Source organism: Acuticoccus mangrovi, assembly GCF_016411865.1.
GTDB classification, from domain to species: Bacteria; Pseudomonadota; Alphaproteobacteria; order Rhizobiales; family Amorphaceae; genus Acuticoccus; species Acuticoccus mangrovi.
Window position 1 is genome coordinate 241392 of the sequence record NZ_JAEKJA010000001.1, and the last position, 16840, is coordinate 258231.

The window sequence follows — 16840 nt, forward strand, 5'->3', positions numbered from 1 at the left end:
TTGGGCGTCGTGGGGCGGGCCCGCGCGGTCACGACCGGCCGAGCCCCGCCTTGAGGCGCATGATGCGCCCGTAGCTCTCGCGGATCCGCGCCGCGACCTTGGGGTCGCGCTCGGCCGCGCGCTTGATGCGGTGGTGGAGCACCCGAACGAGATCACCTCCCGGCGCCGCCCCGCCAGCATAGACGAGAATGTCATTGCCAGAGAGGATCGCGCGGGTGGCGACGTCGACCGACGAGCCGAGCTTCGCGATCGCGCCCATCTCCATGTCGTCCGACATCACCACCCCGCCGTAGCCGAGCTTGCGGCGAAGCAGCCCCTCGATGATGCCGCTGGAGAGGGTGGCGGGCGCGTCGTCGTCGCCGTAGCCGGTGAGGTGGACGTGGGCGACCATCACGATATCGGCACGCCCTTCGCCGATCAGGGTGCGGAAGGGCTCGAGCTCGCGCGGGGTCCAGCTTCCCGACACGTCGACGAAGCCGCGATGGGTGTCGCCGGCGCTGGAGCCGTGGCCGGGGAAGTGCTTCAGCGTGGTGAGGAGGCCGGCGGCGTGGTGGGCGGCGATGAAGGCGCTGGCGTACGCCTCCACCGTCGCCGGATCGCGACCATAGGAGCGGCCCATGCGGGTGATCACCGGATTGTCGGACCGCACCGAGAGGTCGACCACGGGTCCGAGATTGATGTTGAAGCCCCAGGCCGCGAGGCCGCGGGCGAGGCGGCGATAGATCTTGTCGGCCGCCGGAAGCCCCATGGTGGCGACCTTGCGGGCCGACGGGGTCGACGGGAAGCCCACCTTGCTCCGCAGCCGCTCCACCATGCCGCCTTCCTGATCCACTCCGATGAGGACGGGCGTGCCGTAGCGCGCCGCCGCTTCGCGGAAGGCGGCGTTCATCGCCTTCACGTTGCGCTCGGAGCTGACATTCTGGCGGAACAGGAGGACGCCGCCGAGCCGCCCGGCCGCGATGTGCTGGGCGATGCGGCGCGGGCCGGCATCGCTCATGTCGTCGCCCTCGAAGCCGACCATCAGCATCTGGCCGATCATCGCGTCGAGCGTGGTGTCGGCCGGAAGGCCTGCCGCGACGTTGGCCTGCTCGAAGGCCGCTCGCCGCTCCGCTTCGACGGCCTGACGGTCGGCGAGCGCCATCGGATGGGCGCGGGGGACGGGGGCGACCTCTGCGGGCGCCGCCTCCTGTGGCGCGGCCGGAGCCGCTGCGTCCGGTGCCGCGGGCGGTGAGGCACCGTCCTCGATCACGGCGCCGATCGCATCGCGCGGGGCCGGCTGCGGCATCGGGTCGGCCGTGGAGGCGGCCGCGGCGACGAAGAGGGCGACCCCGGCGAGGGCGGCGGCCGCGACGCCGAGGACACGATGGGGGCGCCTCATCGGCAGCCGCCCTTCGTGGCGGGGCGGGGCCCGGCGGGACGCGGCGAAGAGGGGGAGGGGATCAAGATCATTCTTTCGCTCGCTCACCCGCGGGCCATGCGGCGGCCCATCGGTCGATTGGGGACGTCAGTGGAGCTTGACGACGCGGGAGGCGGAGTAGGTGCGGCTTCCCCCCGACCGTCCGGAGTGAACGCCGCGCAGGGCCCGGCCGGCACCGACGCTGTGCTTCAACCAGCATTGCCCGTTGCGTTCGATGTAGCTGAAGGCCGCGCAGGCGGAGTTGCGCGAGCAGGCCGCCTGACAGCCCCACAGCGTGGTGTTGTTGATGGTGGCCGACATGATGTCGTTGCCGGGAAAGTCGTGGTTGTAGAGGATCTCGCCGCTGCCGCCGGAGACCTTGAGGGGGGGCGCGCTTCGGCTGTTGACGAGGAGCGTGCCGGAGAGCGCGTCCTGATGCGGCGACAGCGTGCCGGTGTTCGTCTTAAGGTAGCACACCTTGGCGCGCACGTTGAAGGTGAAGGCACGACAGCCGCTCTCCGATTCGCAGCGATTGGCACAGGCCATCTCCGAGCCTGCCTTCACGCCGCGGGGGTAGAGGTCGGCACCGTTGAAGTCGAGACCATTGTAGAAGGCCACGAAGGTACCCGATTCGGTCTGTGTGCCGGAGCCGATCGGTGGCGTGGCGTTGCGGCTGTCGATGACGATCTGGCTGTCGCGCATGGAGGTGAGGGCGGCGAGGCGCGTGTTGGCCCGCTCGCTGAAGCGGCTCGACATCGAGCCGTAGCGGCTCTCGCAGGAGCGCGCCTTGCGCAGCGCCGTGTCGATGGCGGAGAGGTCCGGCCGCAGCTCGGCCTCGGCGTCGTAGAGGCAGTCGAGCGCCAGCCGGTCGATGGCTCGCTGGGCGCGCAGCGTCTCTTCGGTGCACTCGCTGTAGGTTTCGGTGAAGCGGAAGAGGGCGATGGCGTCGTCCTCGCGCACGGTCTCGAACGAGCGCTGGCAGCGATCGTCGGCGAGGATCGCCCTGGCGCGGGCGACTTCGTCGCGGCATTCCGGGCGCTCGGATATGAAGCGGGCGAGGCCGGAGCTGCCCCGATCCTGGGCTTGCGAATAGGCGAGGCCGCAGGGGGCGCGCTGCACCGTGTCGAGCGCGTCGTCGATGCGGCGCAGGGCGGCGTTCGTCAGCGTGTGGGCATAGGCGAGGCGGACGGACTTCAGCTCGTCCGCGGCGCGGGAGCGGGCCGCGTCGCTGCTCGCCCCGCTCGCCGCCGTCAGCGCCTCGTCGAGCTGACGGTCGCGCAGCGCCTCCGCGTCGGAGAGTTCGGCACAGGCCAGGTGGTCCACGATGAAGCGGCCGATGTCGGCGGGGCCGCCGGCGCGCGCGTCGTTGAAGGCGACGGTGCAGGCGCGGCTGGCCGCGAGCTCGCGGGCGCGGGTCTTCGCCCAGTCGCAGGCGATGAGCGCCTCGGGCGGCGCGCCGGTGCCGTTGCGTCGGGGGCTTGCCTCGCACACCGCCTTGCGCGCTTCGGCGAGGCGGCCGCGCTCGCGCTCCAGGCACGCCGCGTTCGCCTTGGCCTGGAAGGTGCCGAACGGGATGAGGCTGTCGCCCGCCCGGGCGCTCGCGATCGCCTCGTCGAGCTGCTGGGCGCAGGCGACGACGGGGTCGATGCCGCAACCCTCGCCGCCCGGATCGACGACGCAGCCGCAGGCGTGCGAGCTGGCGTCGCGCCCGGCGACGCAGGCGTTGATGTCGGTCTCGTCGGCGCAGAGCGCGCTGAGCCGGGCGATGGCGGCGAAGCGGCCGACCGCGAGGCGCCGCTCGGCGACGGCCGAGGCCGCCTCGCACCGCTTGATACGCGCGGTGAGCTGATCGCGCAGCGGCAGGAGGCGCGGCAGGTAGGTCCGGCAGCGGTCGCCGCAGCTCTCCATGTAGGCGCCGAGGTCGTTGGAGAGGGCGGCGAGGCTCGGCCAGTCGCGCGCACCCGCCTCCTTGAAGCGATACTCGTAGTCTTCGATCTCGAACTCGGTCTCGAAGCTCGACAGAGACGGGGCGACGGTGCTCTTGGGCGCGATGCTCGCGAGCTCCAGGAGGACGCCGCTGCCGGCGTTGTCGCTCACCTGCGGCACTTGCCGACCCTTGAGGAGCTGGGCGGCCCGCGTCGGCACCCGCCGCTCCAGCCAGTGGCCGAGCTCATCGAGGGTCACGGCACCGTCGCCGTTGGCGGCCGGGTCGTGGTCGGCGGCACCGCCGAGCCCCGTCACCAGCGCGTCGGTGAAGAGGCCGCGATGGCGCTCGTCGTCCCAGTAGGCGGGCGTGTCGGCCCCGGCGGCGGCGATCGCGATCACGTCGCTCGTCTCGCTCGGCGCGTCCCAGCCGACCGGCGGGGCGATCATCGGACCCATGGTGGGGTTCAGCGACTGCCCGTCGCTGGTCTCGCCGGAAAAGCAGCTTTCCAGGAAGAGTACGACGCGGCCTTGCGGAAAGTGCGCCTTCTGGAAGGCGTCGAGGTTCGCAAGGAGCGTATCGTAGGAATAGGCGGTGTGGGAGAGGGCGGTGAGGCGCGAGTTGCTGGCGAGGAGGAAGCCCTCCGAGGCGGCGGCGTTCGAGGTGCCCGCGGCTCTGAGGTCGCGCGTGCCGTGTCCCACATAGTAGACGTAGAGCTCGGCGTCCGGCTCGGCGATGTCGAGGCCGGCGAAGTCGCCCGGCGCCCCGGCCTCGAAGCCGAATGTGGCGAAGAGGTCGGTGGCCGACGGGTCGACAATGCGGCGAATGTTGGCGTCGGGCACGAAGAAGCTTTCGCGCATCAGCTTTTCGACGGCGTCGAGGTTCTCTTCGACATACTTAACGGGCACCGTGTGGCTATATTCGCCGACGCCGACGAGCAGCACGTAGCGCTTGTCGCCCGCGGCCACCGCCGAGGCGATGTCGCTTCCCGCTGCCGAGGCCGGCCGGACAGCGGCCGTCCAGAGCGCGAAGACGGCGAAGAACGCGGCGACCGAAAGGCGGAGAGAGGGAGACATGGAGAGCGCCATTATGTCGTAACGATATTATTGCCGGTGGAAGCTTCAGACACGGAATATTCACCCTATTGAATTTTTACGCTCATTCGCGCAAGCCCGAAACCCTGGGTCGACCCGTGGTGGGCACGTCATGGTCGAGCTGTCGCCACAATTGCGGCGAGGCCGATCACAATGACGTGAAACGAGGACGTGTCGCCGCGACGGCCCGCGTCTCCCGCTCTGTGGGGGACGGTCGATGGGGGATGGAAGCGGGAGGGGCCATGCGCATCAACGTTGGCGCCCGGCCGAGCATGGGGCGGCTCACCACCGCCACGGTCAAGGGGGCCGCGCTGCGGTGGAGCCTCGCGAGGCTTTGCGGCGCGTTGATGGTGCTCGGCCTCGCGATGCCGGCACTCGCGTTCGACGCGTCCGACTGCGACAGCGAGCGCCGCCTCGACAACGACGAGCTGGCGGCCCGGTTGCGCCAGTCGGCCGACGCGTCGGACAAGGCCAAGCAGTGCCGGGTGCGGATCGCCGCGCTGCGCATGGGCCTGCTCGCGCCCGAGGACTTCGGGGCCGACGATTTCTCCCCCTACTACAAGATGCTGACGCGGGACTTCGCGGTGACGCCGGAGGACCCCTATCCCGCCTACTTCCTCCGCCGGCTGGCCGATGCGGTGGTGGCGGCGGAGCCCGCCCGCACTACCGATCCGGTGTTCCACGCCTCGCTCCTCGCCGCATTCCAGTCGCAGACGACGGGGCCCGACGGTCTCGCCGACGCGACGGCCGGCTTCCGCGGTCCGGCGGACGCCGGCGCCGGCGAGACCGGGCCGGCGCCGCTCGTCGACGTTCCGACAGCGCCGGTCGCCTCCATTGCTGGCAGCCTTGCCGACGACGGCCCCGCCGCCCCGCAGGTGCCGGCGCGCGCGGCGCCACCGGCCGTTCCGAGCGGGGTCGCGGCTCCCGGTGCACCGAGCCCGGCCTCGGGGGCGGGCGATCCCGTCGTCTTCGGCGCCCTCGCGCCCGACGCCCACCGCCCGCGCAACACGCCGCCGCCGCATCCCCTCGCCGACACCCGCAAGGAGGCGGCCGCGGCGAGGGCGCGCCTCTTCGCCGACGGCAACTGCCTCGAGCCGGCGCAGGTGCGCGACGCCGACGTGCAGCGCAACCGCCGCGCCATCGAGCGGGCGCGCCTGTGCGTCACCCGCGAAGGCGTGCGCGAGGGGGCGATCGACTGGGCCTTCACTTCCATCGAGAACCCCGCCCATCCCGACGGCCCCGTCTGGTATCTGCCGCACGACGACGAGGCGGAGGCGTTCGACGCCGCCGTCTACGCCATCACCCGCTATGGCGGGCGCATGGTGGCCGTGGCCGGGCCGGAGACCCGCTACTATCGCCTCTACGATCCAAACCGCTATTTCGCCGCCGACGACGCCGACGCCCGGCCGTGCAAGATCCGTCGGGGCACGCCGCACTACACGGCCTACGTGATGAACCTCTTCAAGGGCCGGCCGCAGATCCTCTCGATGCACAACAACACCCGCGGCGGAGCGGTGACGGTCAACGTGTGGGACGCCAAGAACCGTGGCTACAAGGCCGGCGGACGGCGGCCGATCAGCGATGCCGACCACCTCGTCTACATCGCCAGCGCCAAGCCCATCGATTCCGACCCCGAGGCGCTCGCCCGACGCGACCTCGTGGTGGCGGCCGGCATGAACGTCGTTCACGAAACAGTGACCGCTCGGAACAACGATTGCTCCTTTTCCAACTACGTCGTCCTGCGGGATGGTCGCCCGTATTTCAACATCGAGGCGGTGCACGGGTCCTCGTTGCAGAAGGACATGGTCGATCGGCTCCTCGGCGCCCTCGGCTACCGACCCGTCGCGGGAGGATAGTGTGATGCGATTATTGCGAGCCGGACCGCGCGTGGTCCGCATCGGCATCGTTGCGGCCGCCGTCGCCCTCGGCGCGGGCGGCGCCCACGCCGGAACCGGGCTCACCCTGTCGGACCTGGTGCTCGGCCAGTCCCATTCGATGCTCAAGCTGCCCGCCGAGGCGGCGCCCGTCTTCGAGGCGAAGCGCGAGCGCGTCGTCGTCGACATGAAGAACCGCCGCATGTTCTTCCGCGCCGCCGGGGAGGCGGACGTGCGCCTCTACCGCGTCGGCATCGGCCGGCCCGAGGCGCACATCCCGCTCGGCCGCACGCGCATCACCAGCAAGCGGGTGGACCCCAGCTGGTGGCCGACGCCGCGGGCACGCCAGCGTGACCCCTATCTGCCGGCGGTGATGAAGAGCGGCGCCGACAACCCTCTCGGCACGCGTGCGATGAACCTGTCGTGGAAATACTACCTGATCCACGGCACCAACGACGCGCGCAAGGTCGGCCGCGCCGCCACCTGGGGCTGCGTGTCGATGTACGAGAGCGAGGTGCAAGCCTTCTTCTCCGCCATTGACCAAGGGATGCGCGTGCGCTTCGAACCCACGCTCGACGAGAGGATCGGCCATGCAGCTCGTCCTGTTGCTGCTCGCGGCACTGTGGCAGGGCCCGACGGGGATAGCTGATCCGGGCGTCGCCGCGGCGCGGGCACGGTTCGCGGCGCCGATCGCGACCGCCGCCGAGCATTGCCGTCGCGACGGCGAGGCGCCGCGGGGCACCGGCGGCTTCGCCTTCGGTCGTGCCGACCATCAGATCGCGGCCTACCCCGCGACGCGCTGGCTCGCCTGCCTCGCCGCCGTCGAGGTGCCGCAGGCGCGACCGGCGGCGGTGCGCATCGCCGCCATCGCCACCAATCGGCCGCGCACCGTCGCAGCGCTCGCTGAGGCGGCGGGGTGGTGCGACGGGGAGGCCTGCGGCGTGCTGCGCTGCGGCGCCATCGAGCACGACGGCGTGCGCCTTGCCTGTCTGAGGCGCCTTCCGGGGCCGGCCTCGCCGGAGCGGCGCGACCTCATCGCGGCCGCGAGGGTGAAGCGGGCCGCCGACGACTACGCCACCCTCGTCGCGGCGCGGGCGACTTTCGCCGACCTCGTCGCCGGCGGCTACTATCCCGCGCTCGCCAACCTCGCGCTGGTCGAATACCGCCTCACCAACCTCGACGAGGCCTATCGTTTCGCGGAGGAGGGGGCGAGCTACGGCCTGCCGACCGCCAAGGCGCTGGCCGCCTATCTGAAGATCGAAGGCTTCGGCGGGGCGTGGGACCTGCCGGGCGCGGCCCGCCTCGCGGCCTCCGCGCTCGCGGCCGGCTCGCGCGACGGCAGCGCCGTCCTCGCGCTCGACGTCTCCTATCTCTTCTCGCCCCAACATTGGCGCATGGTGCAGGAAGCGCTCGTCGCCTCCCGCATCCATCCGGGCCCCGTCGACGGTCACTTTCGGGAGAGTTGGCGCGATGCGTTGGCCGTCTTTGCTGCTGGACGCGGGTTGCCGCAAGGGATCACCCTTGCCACCCTCGACGCCCTCGGCCTCCTCGAGGAGGTGAACAGCACGATGCGCCAACAGCGGGTGATCCGACGATACTGACTTGCCCGCCGTTTCGGCGGTTCTGGAGAGCTCCTATGGTTGCGCGCCGCTTGCTCATCGCTTGCCTCACCACCGTCCTCCTCGCGACGGGATTGCGACCGGCGAGCGCGCAGAATTCGCTCTATGCCGACATCGACTATTGGCTGGTGCAGCTTGAAGATCGAAACACTTCTCTCATCCCCTGCTTTGCCGAGCTGCGCGATCGGCGGGTGCGGTTCAAGCAGATCATCGAGGACGATCCCTTCCTCAGCGCGCCGGTGCGCGAGCGGCTCAATGCGCTGATCGAGGAGGCGATCCCGCGGCGCTGGTCGATGCGGTCCTCCGAGGTGGTCGGCGGCGCCGTCCGTGAGGGCGTGCTTCCCGGTACGGCCGGCCGCGGCCAGGTGAGCGGCGAGGATCGCCTCGCCGATCTCTACACCTCCCAGATCATCGTCGAGGCGAGCGTCGCCCGCAATTATCTCGACGTGGCGCGACTGAAGATCCTGGTCGAATTCCGCCGGCCGGACGGCAGCCTCTGCAACTCCACCTCGAACAGATGGCATTTCGACATCGCCACCCTCGACAGGGCGAAGCAGCCGTCCTTTTCCGCCCGTGCGATCAATATCTACGACCTCGACGCCACCCTGCGCGACGGTGTGCGCCGGACGCCGCCGAGCACCATTCCCCCTGAAGAGGCCGTGCCCTTCACGGTGAAGACCGATTTCGCTGGTTCTGACTGCGTCCTGTCCGGCGATGCGATGCGACGTGATCTTCTCGCTGCGGCCGTGAGTGCGGTGGATCCGACCGCTTCGGCGCTCGTCACGCGCCGGCGCAGCTACATTCCGATCGACGGGAAGACCGCCGCAACCATGCCGCACATGCAGGTGGTGGTGACGCGCGCCGTTGGCGTTGAGGAGGCGGACGCCGACAGCACCGCGGCGGTGGAGTTCGTCTGGCGCTCCGGCGACGAGCGGTCGCCGGGCGTGTCGCGCATCGTCGCTCTGCCGAGGCACGCGCTGGAGCACTGCCAGGGCACCGTGATCAGCCCACTCGACACCTTCCTCGCCAACGCCCGCAACATCGGCCGCTACAGCCTGCGCATGAACGCGCTCGCCGATCCGTTCACCGTCGGCGATCCGCTCGTCATCAACTTCGCCGTCGACGAGCCGGTCTACGCCTATTGCTGGGTTCTCCTGGAGGAAGGGGCGGTGGTGCTCTTTCCCCACCGCGACGCGCTCGCGCGCAAGCCCTTGACGGCGCGCACCTACCGGATCCCCGCCGACTTCTATCTGCCCGACATTCCGCTGCAGGACGAGGGCACGGCAATCTTCCATTGCTTCGTGGGTGCCAACCCGCTGCCGCAGCCTCTGGTGGATCGCTGGCTGTCGGCCCATCGGGCCCAGGCGATGCTCGCTTGGCCGGCCGCCGAAGCGATGTCGCGCGCGTTCCGCGAGATTCCCAACATCTCCGAAGTGTGGGCCTGGGTGCGAGCGGTGGCGAAATGACGGGCTTCCGCTCCCTCGGCCTCCCCAATCGTGTCTCGCCGCTCCATTCGGCTTGGCAGCGACGCGGATCGGTCCGCGTGCCGGTGCCGCTGGCCCATGGAGAGAAAGATGATTATCGTCCAACCGCCTGATTTTGAGGAATTCTCACCGTGAAACGCCATGTTCGCCTGATGATTGCCGGTGCCGTTGCCGCGGCGATGGGCATCTCTGCCGCCGCCGCCGACGAGGAGCCCCCGTTTCTCGGAAGCGACTACGGGAAGAACGATCTGCCTTTGCGTGAAAGCATCGGTGGAGCGGTGATGCTCATCCGCACCCTCGGCCACATCTTCGAGCGCGTCGGCGTTCTACCCGAGGACGACGTGATCCGCGTCGCCGCGGGGCCGGTGGTGCGGCTCGACATGCTCGTCGAATATAACGGCCAGACCGCAACGTCGACGTGTACGGCCACCATCGTCGCGCCGACGCTCATCCTGACGAACCACCATTGCGTTCCGGGCCGCCACAAGATCCTCAAGGCGTCGATCCTCATCAACTACGAGGAGGAGGACGATCCCGACGCGATCCGTCTCGAGGTCGAGACCGAGCCGGCGGCGACCAGCGGCGAGATGGATTTCTCCTTCGTGCGCATCAAGGAGCCGCTGCCGGACGGCGTCCAGCCCCTGCCGTTCACGCCGGAGGAGGTCTCGCCGGGCTCGCGCCTCATCATGATCCATCATCCGGCCGGCCGGCCCAAGATGATGACGCAGTTCGACTGTCGGGCGCACAACAAGCAGTCCGGCCAGGCGTTCGAGCTGCGCCACGTGTGCGACACGCTGCCAGGGAGCTCCGGCGGTCTGCTCGTGAACTCCGCGCTGCGTCCGGTGGGGCTCCACCACACCGGCGGCCTGCGCGAGAACGATCCGGAGAGCTACAACACGGCGACGCGCATGACGGCGATCCGCGAGGCGCTGGAGAGCCTGACCCAGCCGACCGGCTCGGCGACGGCGACGCCCGCGGTGAGCAGCGTGACCGCCCCCGTCGCGGCGACGCCTAGCTCGACCACCGCGAGCCAGCGCACCGCGTCGACGCCCCCCGCGCGGGCTCAGACCGCGCCGCAGAACGCGATCGGCGGCATCGGCGGCCAGTCGGCGGACGAGGCGGCGCGCGCCACGGCCAATTCCATTAACGATATTCTCAATTGAGGTGAGGTCATGACCATCCTACGCAGCCTGATCGGCACGGCGGTCGTCCTCGGTGCCCTCGCCTCGGTCGAGGCGTCGGCCCAGGGTCAGCCCGCGGCCAATGAGATCAACCGCATCATCCAGGAGCTCGGCCCGACGCACGGCGCCGCGGCCAACACCCCGGCCTATCGCAAGAAGATCCGCCGAGTGACGGTGCCGGTGCGCCCCAACATCGCGGCGGAGAACGCCTACACCACGAACTCGATCATCGAGCAGAGGACCTACGTCCTCAACTACAACCACACCGAGGACTTCACGGTCCACTTCGCCTTCGATTCCTTCGCGATCACGCCCAAGGCGGCGGCGATCCTCGACATCGTGGGCGAGGCGCTGACCGATCCGCGGCTTGCGGGCGAGGTCTACCTCGTCGGCGGACACACCGACACCGTCGGGAGCGACGACTACAATCAGTGGCTCTCGGAGAAGCGGGCCGACGCGGTGGTGCGCTATCTGGTGCGCACCTTCGCCATCAATCCCTCCCGCTTGCTGCCGGTGGGCTATGGCGAAAGCCAGCTCGCCGACCCCCGTCGCGGCGCGGTGCGGGCCAACCGCCGGGTCGAGTTCACGCTGGTGGAGCTGCCGCCCGAGGCGGCGCCCCGGCCGGTCGCCACTCGCCAGCCGCCCGTGCACGCGGCACCGGTCGGCAACGTGACCTGCGATTCGCAGGCGGTGTCGCTGAGCGATCCGCGTCCCGCGACCCACGGTCTCGACGACTACGGCAGCCCCCGAACCCCCGTCGAGTGCGAGGACCAGCACGTCCGCACACCCGACGAGGCGCCCCGTCCGAACCGTGAGGCGGACGCCGCCCCCATCACCGGAACCAACGACGCCATCAACTCGACCAACTCCGCCATTGCGAATTGACGCGGGTCATTTGAGAGGATCACTAAGATGCTGAAATCTATTTTCCGCGCCGCGGCCGCAATCGGCGCCCTCGGCTTGGCTCCCATCGCGGCGAGCGCCCAGACGGTCGACGTCCTCATCCTCCAGTCGGATCAGGATCCCAACTCGCTGGAGCGCGGCAGCCAGATCCAGAACGGTATGCTTCTGGAGTTCCAGAAGGTGCTGAACAGCCCCAACGTCGTCAGCTACATGCGCCAGTTCGGCATCGAGGGCATGGACGTGGCCGACGAGAAGGCGGTGATCCTCACCAATCCCGGCTACGACACCACCCGCACCCGCCGGTCCGACGAGGAGCTGATCACCCTGTCGCGGCAGATCCCGGGGCACTCGTTCGACGCCATCGTGCTCTATACGCTCTACGCCCGTGCGGTGCCGGACCCCTACACCAAGATCTCGCTGCTCCAGGCCTCGATCCAGTATCGCGTGCTCGGCCGGGACGGGCGCTTCCTCGGCGGCGACAACATGAACCTCGACACCTCCGGCATTCCCTTCACCGGGTGCGCCGCCGCGGTGGCCGGCCAGCAGCCCGACCCCTACTGCGTGCGCCAGCTGGTGCTCGACAACGTCTCGCGCCTCGCCCAGGACGCGGCCAACAAGATCGCGCTGCAGCTCGCCGCCCTCGTCGGCCGCTCGGCGCCGGCCCAGCCGGCCACCACGAACGCGGCGATCGGCGGTGGCGGCACCTCGGTGCCCCTGACCGGATCGACGGGCGGGGCCTGCGGCAACATTCCGGTGACCTACATCGTCTCCTTCGAGGGGGTCGAGGGGCGCCAGAAGAACGCCATCGAGGAGTTCATGTCCTCCTGGGCCTGCGCGATGAACCTCGAGCTCCAGGACGACAGCCTGTCGACGGTGTCCTACCGCTACAAGACCACCGCCGACCGTCGCCGCATCGTGCGCAACATCCGCCAGATGGCCGACATGATGGGCCTCATCGTGGAGACCTCGCTGCGGGGCGAGACGGAGATCGCGGTGGAGACCATCGGGCTGCGCCACAACTGACGACGCCCGACGCCCTGAACGACGACGCCGCCGGACGGATGTCCGGCGGCGTTTTCGTTTGCAGGAAGAAAAGCGGCGTGGCGCGCGGGCCGAAGTGGTCGGCGCCGGCGCCTCAGAGGTTGCCGAGGCGGGCGCGCCGTTGCGCCGCGCTCTGGGGCCGAGCCACCGAGTAGCGGACGGCGTCGATGACTTCGAACGCTCCGAAGGCGAGCATTCCCATCCCGATGACGGCGAGCTCGATGATGACGACGGTGCAATTCAAACCCATGACAATCTCCACTGCGCTCCCCGGAAACCCACCCGGCCGCGCGAATGGAGAATACCGGGGTTGGCGCCGCCGAGAAAACCGGCTGGCTCATGGCTGGAGCCCCAAGCTGCGCGCATATGGGATGGCAGCAGGGACCGGGTGAGCGCGCGTCGCTGCCGCGAGGTGCGGTTTTCGCCGCTGCGGCGGTGGGCTTCAGCCGAGAACGTCGATGAGGAGGGCGAGGGCGCGGCGCACGCTCGCCGCCCGTACCGCGTCGCGGCCGATGTCGCCGAAGCGCTCCACGGCGTGGAGGGTGCGCATCCCGTCGGTCGCGGCGAAATGAACGAGGCCGACCGGCTTTGCCGCCGTGCCGCCGCCGGGACCGGCGACGCCGGTGACGGCCACCGCCACGCGTTTCTCTCCTTCCGGCGCGTCGACGAGGGCGCGGCCGCGCGCGGCAAGGGCGAGGCCGCGCGCCACCGCCTCGCTCACCGCGCCGTGGGCCTCGATCACCGCCGGATCGACGCCGAGGCGCGCCTTCGCGGCGTTGGAATAGGTGACGAAGCCGCTGTCCACGGCGTCGGACGAGCCGGGGATCGCGGTGAGGGCGCCGGCGACGAGCCCGCCGGTGCAGGATTCGGCGGTGGTGATCATGGTGCCGGCGCGCCGGGCCGCGGCGAGGGCGGCCTCGGCGGCTATCATGATGTCGTCGTCGAACATGGGCTCCTCGCGCGTACGGCCGGCATTAAGCCGGCCGTACCATGCCGCATCGGGGGATGCGAGGGTGTTCAGACGAGCGCCGCGTCGAGCTCGATCTCGGCGTTGATCACCTTGGAGAGGGGGCAGTTGGCCTTGGCGCCGGCGGCGCACTTCTGGAACGTCTCGTCGTCGATGCCGGGGATCTTGGCGCGCAGCGTCAGCACCACCTTGGTGATCGCGAAGCCGCCGTCCACCTGGTCGAGCGACACCACGGCGCTCGTATCCATCGCCTCGGCGGTGAAGCCGGCCTCGCCGAGCACCAGCGAGAGCGCCATGGTGAAACAGCCGGAGTGGGCGGCGCCGAGCAGCTCCTCAGGATTGGTGCCCTTCATCCCCTCGAAGCGGCTTGCGAAACCGTAGGGGTAGGCGTCGAGGGCGCCGCTGTCCGTCGAAATACTGCCGCGACCATCCTTGAGGCCGCCTTCCCAGTGGGCGGAGGCTTTGCGCTTGATCGTCATGGTGTCTCACCTTCGAAGTGTTGGCGAAGAGTTGGCGCTCTCAGGAGCGCGGAGGCGGCATCCCCGGCACGACGAAACGCGCCGTGCGACGGCGGTTGTCCCCGTGGGGAACGCACGTGCGAGAGGGCCGGTTCCGATGCCGGCGGGCGATTTCTTCGCCCGGTCGCCTCATCGGCCCCCTCGTCGATCGGCTCGCCCGTCGCCTTGCCAATCCGGCGCGCGGCGGTCAGCGTGGTGGACAAAACGAGATGCGGACGAACCGCAACGGAGGAGACGGCCGTGGCCACCATCACCGAGATCAGGCCCCGCTACTTTCGCGTACCCCTCGAAACCGTGCTGTCGGACAGCATGCACGGCACCATCACCCACTTCGAGCTCTGCACCGTGGAAGTGGTGGACGCCGACGGGGCCGCGGGCGTCGGCTACACGGTCACCGTGGGGCGCAACGGCCGGGCGGTGATGGCGACGCTCGACGAGATCGCCGAGATCGCCGCGGGGGCGGATGCGGACCGCATCGAGGGGCTCTGGCACCGCCTGTGGTGGGCGCTCCACTATGGCGGGCGGGGTGGGCCGACCGTGTTCGCCCTCGCCGCCTTCGACGTGGCGCTATGGGACCTCAAGGCGCGCCGGGCGGGGCTACCGCTGTGGCGCCTCCTCGGTGGCTTCGACCCTAGGGTGCCGTGCTACGCCGGCGGCGTCGACCTCGACTTCACCACCGAGGCGCTGATCGCCCAGACCGACGCGAATCTCGATCGCGGCTTCCGCGCCATCAAGATGAAGGTGGGTCGACCGCGCCTTTCGGAGGACGTCGCCCGCGTGGCGGCAATGCGCGCCCATCTCGGCGAGGATTTTCCGCTGATGGTCGATGCCAACATGAAGTGGACGGCCGACGTGGCGATCCGCGCCGCGCGGGCGCTCGCCCCCCACAACCTCGTGTGGCTCGAGGAGCCGACGGTGCCGGACGACTTCGCCGGCCACGCCCGCGTGGTGCGCGAAGGCGGCATTCCAGTGGCCTCGGGCGAGAATTTGCGCACCCTCGGCGACTTCCGCGGCCTGATCGAGGCCGGCGGCGTCTCCTATCCGGAGCCGGACGTCACCACCTGCGGCGGCGTGACGGCGTTCATGAAGATCGCCCATCTCGCCGAGGCCTTCCACCTCCCGGTGACCTCGCACGGGGCGCACGACGTGACCGTCCATCTCCTCGCCGCCGTGCGCAACCGCTCCTTCCTGGAGGTGCACGGCTTCGGCCTCGACCGGTTCATCGCCGACCCGCTGACGATCGAGGAGGGGCTGGCGATCGCGCCCGAGCGCCCCGGCCACGGCGTCGCCTTCGACTGGGCGGCGCTCCAGGCGCTGCCCGGCTAGGCTCGGGGCGCTGCCCTGTCAGGCGACCACCTCGGCGCGCGGGCGGCGGCTTCGCATGAGGGCGCTCGCGGCCACCAGCGTCCAGATGAGGATGGTCGCGATGCCGAGGGTGGCGGCGATGGGGCGCTCGAAGAAGGCGAGGGGATCGCCACGGGCGATCATCATCGAGGTGGTGAAGTTCTTCTCCACTAGCGGGCCGAGCACGATGCCGAGGATGATCGGCGCCACGGCGAAGCGGTTCGCCTCCAGGATGTAGGCGAGCACCCCGGCGACGATCATCACCAAGACGCCGAACATCGAGTTGTTGATGGCGTAGGCGCCCACCACGCAGAAGAGGAGGATCGCCGCGTTGAGGTAGCTGCGGGGGACGCGGAAGATGAAGCGGGCGAGCTTCGCCGCCGCATAGCCGAGGGGCAGCAAGAGAAGGTTGGCGATCACGAACACGATCATCACCGCATAGAAGTTCTGCGGGTTGACGGTCAGAAGCTGCGGACCGGGCTCCATCCCCTTCATGACGAGCACGCCGACGGCGATGGCGGTGACGGCGTCGCCCGGAATGCCGAACACCATCGCCGGGATCCAGGCGGACGAGAGGGCGGCGTTGTTGGTGGCGCCCGCCTCCACGAGGCCCTCGGCGTGGCCGGTGCCGAACTTTTCCGGCGTCTTCGAGGTGCGCTTGGCGAGCGAATAGGTGACCCAGGCCCCGAGATCGCCGCCGACGCCAGGAAGCGCGCCGATGACGGAGCCGATCGCCGCCCCGCGGAGGAGATTGACCCGCCATCGCATCAGCTCCGACCACACCCCCGCGAAGGGGTTGCCGACGGTGGTCTGCGGCACGCCGGTGGCGCTCGCGCCGGTGCGCAGGATCTCGGCGAGGGCGAACATGCCGATCATCACCGGGATGAAGCTGATGCCGCCGGCGAGCTCGGCGCTGCCGAAGGTGAAGCGCGGCTGAGCCATGAGGGGGTCGAGGCCCACCTCGGCGATGAAGAGGCCGAGAAGGAGCGATAGCACCCCCTTGGCGACGCCGCCGGAGGAGACGAGCGCCGCACAGGAGAGGCCGAGAAGCGCCAGCCAGAAATATTCGAAGCTCGAGAAGTTGAGCGCGAAGCGGGCGAGGGCGGGGGCGCCGACCATCAGCACCGCGAAGCCGATCAGCCCGCCGATGGTCGCCGCGGTGATCGAGATGCCGATGGCGAGGCCCGCCTTGCCCTTTTTGGTGAGGCCGTAGGCATCCTCCACGTAGGCGGCGGAGGCGGGCGTGCCGGGGATGCGCAGGAGCGCGCCGGGGATGTCGCCCGCGGTGATCGCCATCGCCGTGCAGGAGATGATCGCGGCGATCGCCGGCACCGGCTCCATGTAGAAGGTCACCGGCACCAGCAGGGCGGCGGCCATGGTGGCGGTGAGGCCCGGCATCGCGCCGACGAACAGGCCGAAGATCGAGGCGATGAGGATGACGATGAGGGTGTCGGCGGTCGCGACCAGCGAGACCGCTCCGATGAAGGCATCCATC

The 16840-nt window shown here is 70.0% G+C and carries 14 protein-coding genes; 8 read left to right on the forward strand and 6 right to left on the reverse strand.

Annotated features, from left to right (window positions below; all coding sequences use genetic code 11):
- Positions 1 to 28: 28 nt before the first annotated feature.
- Positions 29 to 1378: a glycoside hydrolase family 3 N-terminal domain-containing protein gene (locus JCR33_RS01150; protein ID WP_198880165.1), complete on the reverse strand. Its 1350-nt coding sequence runs from the start codon at positions 1376 to 1378 to the stop codon at positions 29 to 31.
- Positions 1379 to 1504: 126 nt separating this feature from the next.
- Positions 1505 to 4396 carry a PAN domain-containing protein gene (locus tag JCR33_RS01155; RefSeq protein WP_198880166.1) on the reverse strand — a complete coding sequence of 964 codons (2892 nt, stop codon included), beginning with the start codon at positions 4394 to 4396 and terminating at the stop codon, positions 1505 to 1507.
- A gap of 260 nt (positions 4397 to 4656) precedes the next feature.
- Here JCR33_RS01155 and JCR33_RS01160 point away from each other — a divergent pair, with 260 nt between their 5' ends.
- The 7 genes from JCR33_RS01160 to JCR33_RS01190 all read left to right on the forward strand — a co-directional run bounded on the left by JCR33_RS01160 (position 4657) and on the right by JCR33_RS01190 (position 12498).
- On the forward strand, positions 4657 to 6270 hold the full coding sequence (locus JCR33_RS01160) for a hypothetical protein (RefSeq protein ID WP_198880167.1): 1614 nt from the start codon (positions 4657 to 4659) through the stop codon (positions 6268 to 6270).
- A 4-nt stretch (positions 6271 to 6274) separates the two neighbouring features.
- Positions 6275 to 6937, forward strand: a complete 663-nt coding sequence (locus tag JCR33_RS01165) for a L,D-transpeptidase (RefSeq protein ID WP_198880168.1) — start codon at positions 6275 to 6277, stop codon at positions 6935 to 6937.
- Complete coding sequence (locus JCR33_RS01170; RefSeq protein ID WP_198880169.1) at positions 6879 to 7889, forward strand: hypothetical protein; 1011 nt, start codon at positions 6879 to 6881, stop codon at positions 7887 to 7889. The genes JCR33_RS01165 and JCR33_RS01170 overlap by 59 nt, the downstream gene beginning before the upstream one ends.
- Positions 7890 to 7924: 35 nt before the next feature.
- Entirely contained in the window at positions 7925 to 9373 is a 1449-nt protein-coding gene (locus JCR33_RS01175; protein ID WP_198880170.1) for a hypothetical protein, read from the forward strand.
- Positions 9374 to 9522: 149 nt separating this feature from the next.
- Positions 9523 to 10554 (forward strand): trypsin-like serine peptidase, encoded by a 1032-nt coding sequence (locus JCR33_RS01180; RefSeq protein ID WP_198880171.1) that lies wholly within the window; start codon positions 9523 to 9525, stop codon positions 10552 to 10554.
- A gap of 9 nt (positions 10555 to 10563) precedes the next feature.
- Positions 10564 to 11457: an OmpA family protein gene (locus JCR33_RS01185; protein ID WP_198880172.1), complete on the forward strand. Its 894-nt coding sequence runs from the start codon at positions 10564 to 10566 to the stop codon at positions 11455 to 11457.
- 27 nt (positions 11458 to 11484) lie between these two features.
- Positions 11485 to 12498 (forward strand): hypothetical protein, encoded by a 1014-nt coding sequence (locus JCR33_RS01190; RefSeq protein ID WP_198880173.1) that lies wholly within the window; start codon positions 11485 to 11487, stop codon positions 12496 to 12498.
- Positions 12499 to 12610: 112 nt separating this feature from the next.
- Here JCR33_RS01190 and JCR33_RS01195 read toward each other — a convergent pair whose 3' ends face one another.
- From JCR33_RS01195 to JCR33_RS01205, 3 genes are all read right to left on the reverse strand, one after another.
- A complete protein-coding gene (locus JCR33_RS01195) occupies positions 12611 to 12766 on the reverse strand; it encodes a hypothetical protein (protein ID WP_198880174.1) in 156 nt (51 codons plus the stop codon).
- A gap of 192 nt (positions 12767 to 12958) precedes the next feature.
- Positions 12959 to 13465, reverse strand: coding sequence for a CinA family protein (locus tag JCR33_RS01200; protein ID WP_211109991.1), 507 nt, complete (start codon positions 13463 to 13465; stop codon positions 12959 to 12961).
- A gap of 68 nt (positions 13466 to 13533) precedes the next feature.
- Entirely contained in the window at positions 13534 to 13962 is a 429-nt protein-coding gene (locus tag JCR33_RS01205; protein WP_198880175.1) for an OsmC family protein, read from the reverse strand.
- 279 nt (positions 13963 to 14241) lie between these two features.
- Between JCR33_RS01205 and JCR33_RS01210 the strand changes: the two genes are divergently transcribed.
- Positions 14242 to 15327 (forward strand): mandelate racemase/muconate lactonizing enzyme family protein, encoded by a 1086-nt coding sequence (locus JCR33_RS01210; protein WP_198880176.1) that lies wholly within the window; start codon positions 14242 to 14244, stop codon positions 15325 to 15327.
- A gap of 18 nt (positions 15328 to 15345) precedes the next feature.
- Here the strand turns inward: JCR33_RS01210 and JCR33_RS01215 are convergent, their stop codons facing one another.
- The gene (locus tag JCR33_RS01215; RefSeq protein WP_198880177.1) at positions 15346 to 16839 is read right to left on the reverse strand and encodes a tripartite tricarboxylate transporter permease; all 1494 of its coding nucleotides are present in this window, start codon (positions 16837 to 16839) and stop codon (positions 15346 to 15348) included.
- Position 16840: the final 1 nt, after the last annotated feature.

Excerpts from the sequence above, each read along its gene's own strand:
- JCR33_RS01150 (WP_198880165.1), bottom strand. The coding sequence starts at position 1,378 with ATGAGGCGCCCCCATCGTGTCCTCGGCGTCGCGGCCGCCGCCCTCGCC.
- JCR33_RS01155 (WP_198880166.1), bottom strand. The coding sequence starts at position 4,396 with ATGTCTCCCTCTCTCCGCCTTTCGGTCGCCGCGTTCTTCGCCGTCTTC.
- JCR33_RS01160 (WP_198880167.1), top strand. The coding sequence starts at position 4,657 with ATGCGCATCAACGTTGGCGCCCGGCCGAGCATGGGGCGGCTCACCACC.
- JCR33_RS01165 (WP_198880168.1), top strand. The coding sequence starts at position 6,275 with ATGCGATTATTGCGAGCCGGACCGCGCGTGGTCCGCATCGGCATCGTT.
- JCR33_RS01170 (WP_198880169.1), top strand. The coding sequence starts at position 6,879 with ATGCAGCTCGTCCTGTTGCTGCTCGCGGCACTGTGGCAGGGCCCGACG.
- JCR33_RS01175 (WP_198880170.1), top strand. The coding sequence starts at position 7,925 with ATGGTTGCGCGCCGCTTGCTCATCGCTTGCCTCACCACCGTCCTCCTC.
- JCR33_RS01185 (WP_198880172.1), top strand. The coding sequence starts at position 10,564 with ATGACCATCCTACGCAGCCTGATCGGCACGGCGGTCGTCCTCGGTGCC.
- JCR33_RS01190 (WP_198880173.1), top strand. The coding sequence starts at position 11,485 with ATGCTGAAATCTATTTTCCGCGCCGCGGCCGCAATCGGCGCCCTCGGC.
- JCR33_RS01195 (WP_198880174.1), bottom strand. The coding sequence starts at position 12,766 with ATGGGTTTGAATTGCACCGTCGTCATCATCGAGCTCGCCGTCATCGGG.
- JCR33_RS01200 (WP_211109991.1), bottom strand. The coding sequence starts at position 13,465 with ATGTTCGACGACGACATCATGATAGCCGCCGAGGCCGCCCTCGCCGCG.
- JCR33_RS01205 (WP_198880175.1), bottom strand. The coding sequence starts at position 13,962 with ATGACGATCAAGCGCAAAGCCTCCGCCCACTGGGAAGGCGGCCTCAAG.
- JCR33_RS01215 (WP_198880177.1), bottom strand. The coding sequence starts at position 16,839 with ATGGATGCCTTCATCGGAGCGGTCTCGCTGGTCGCGACCGCCGACACC.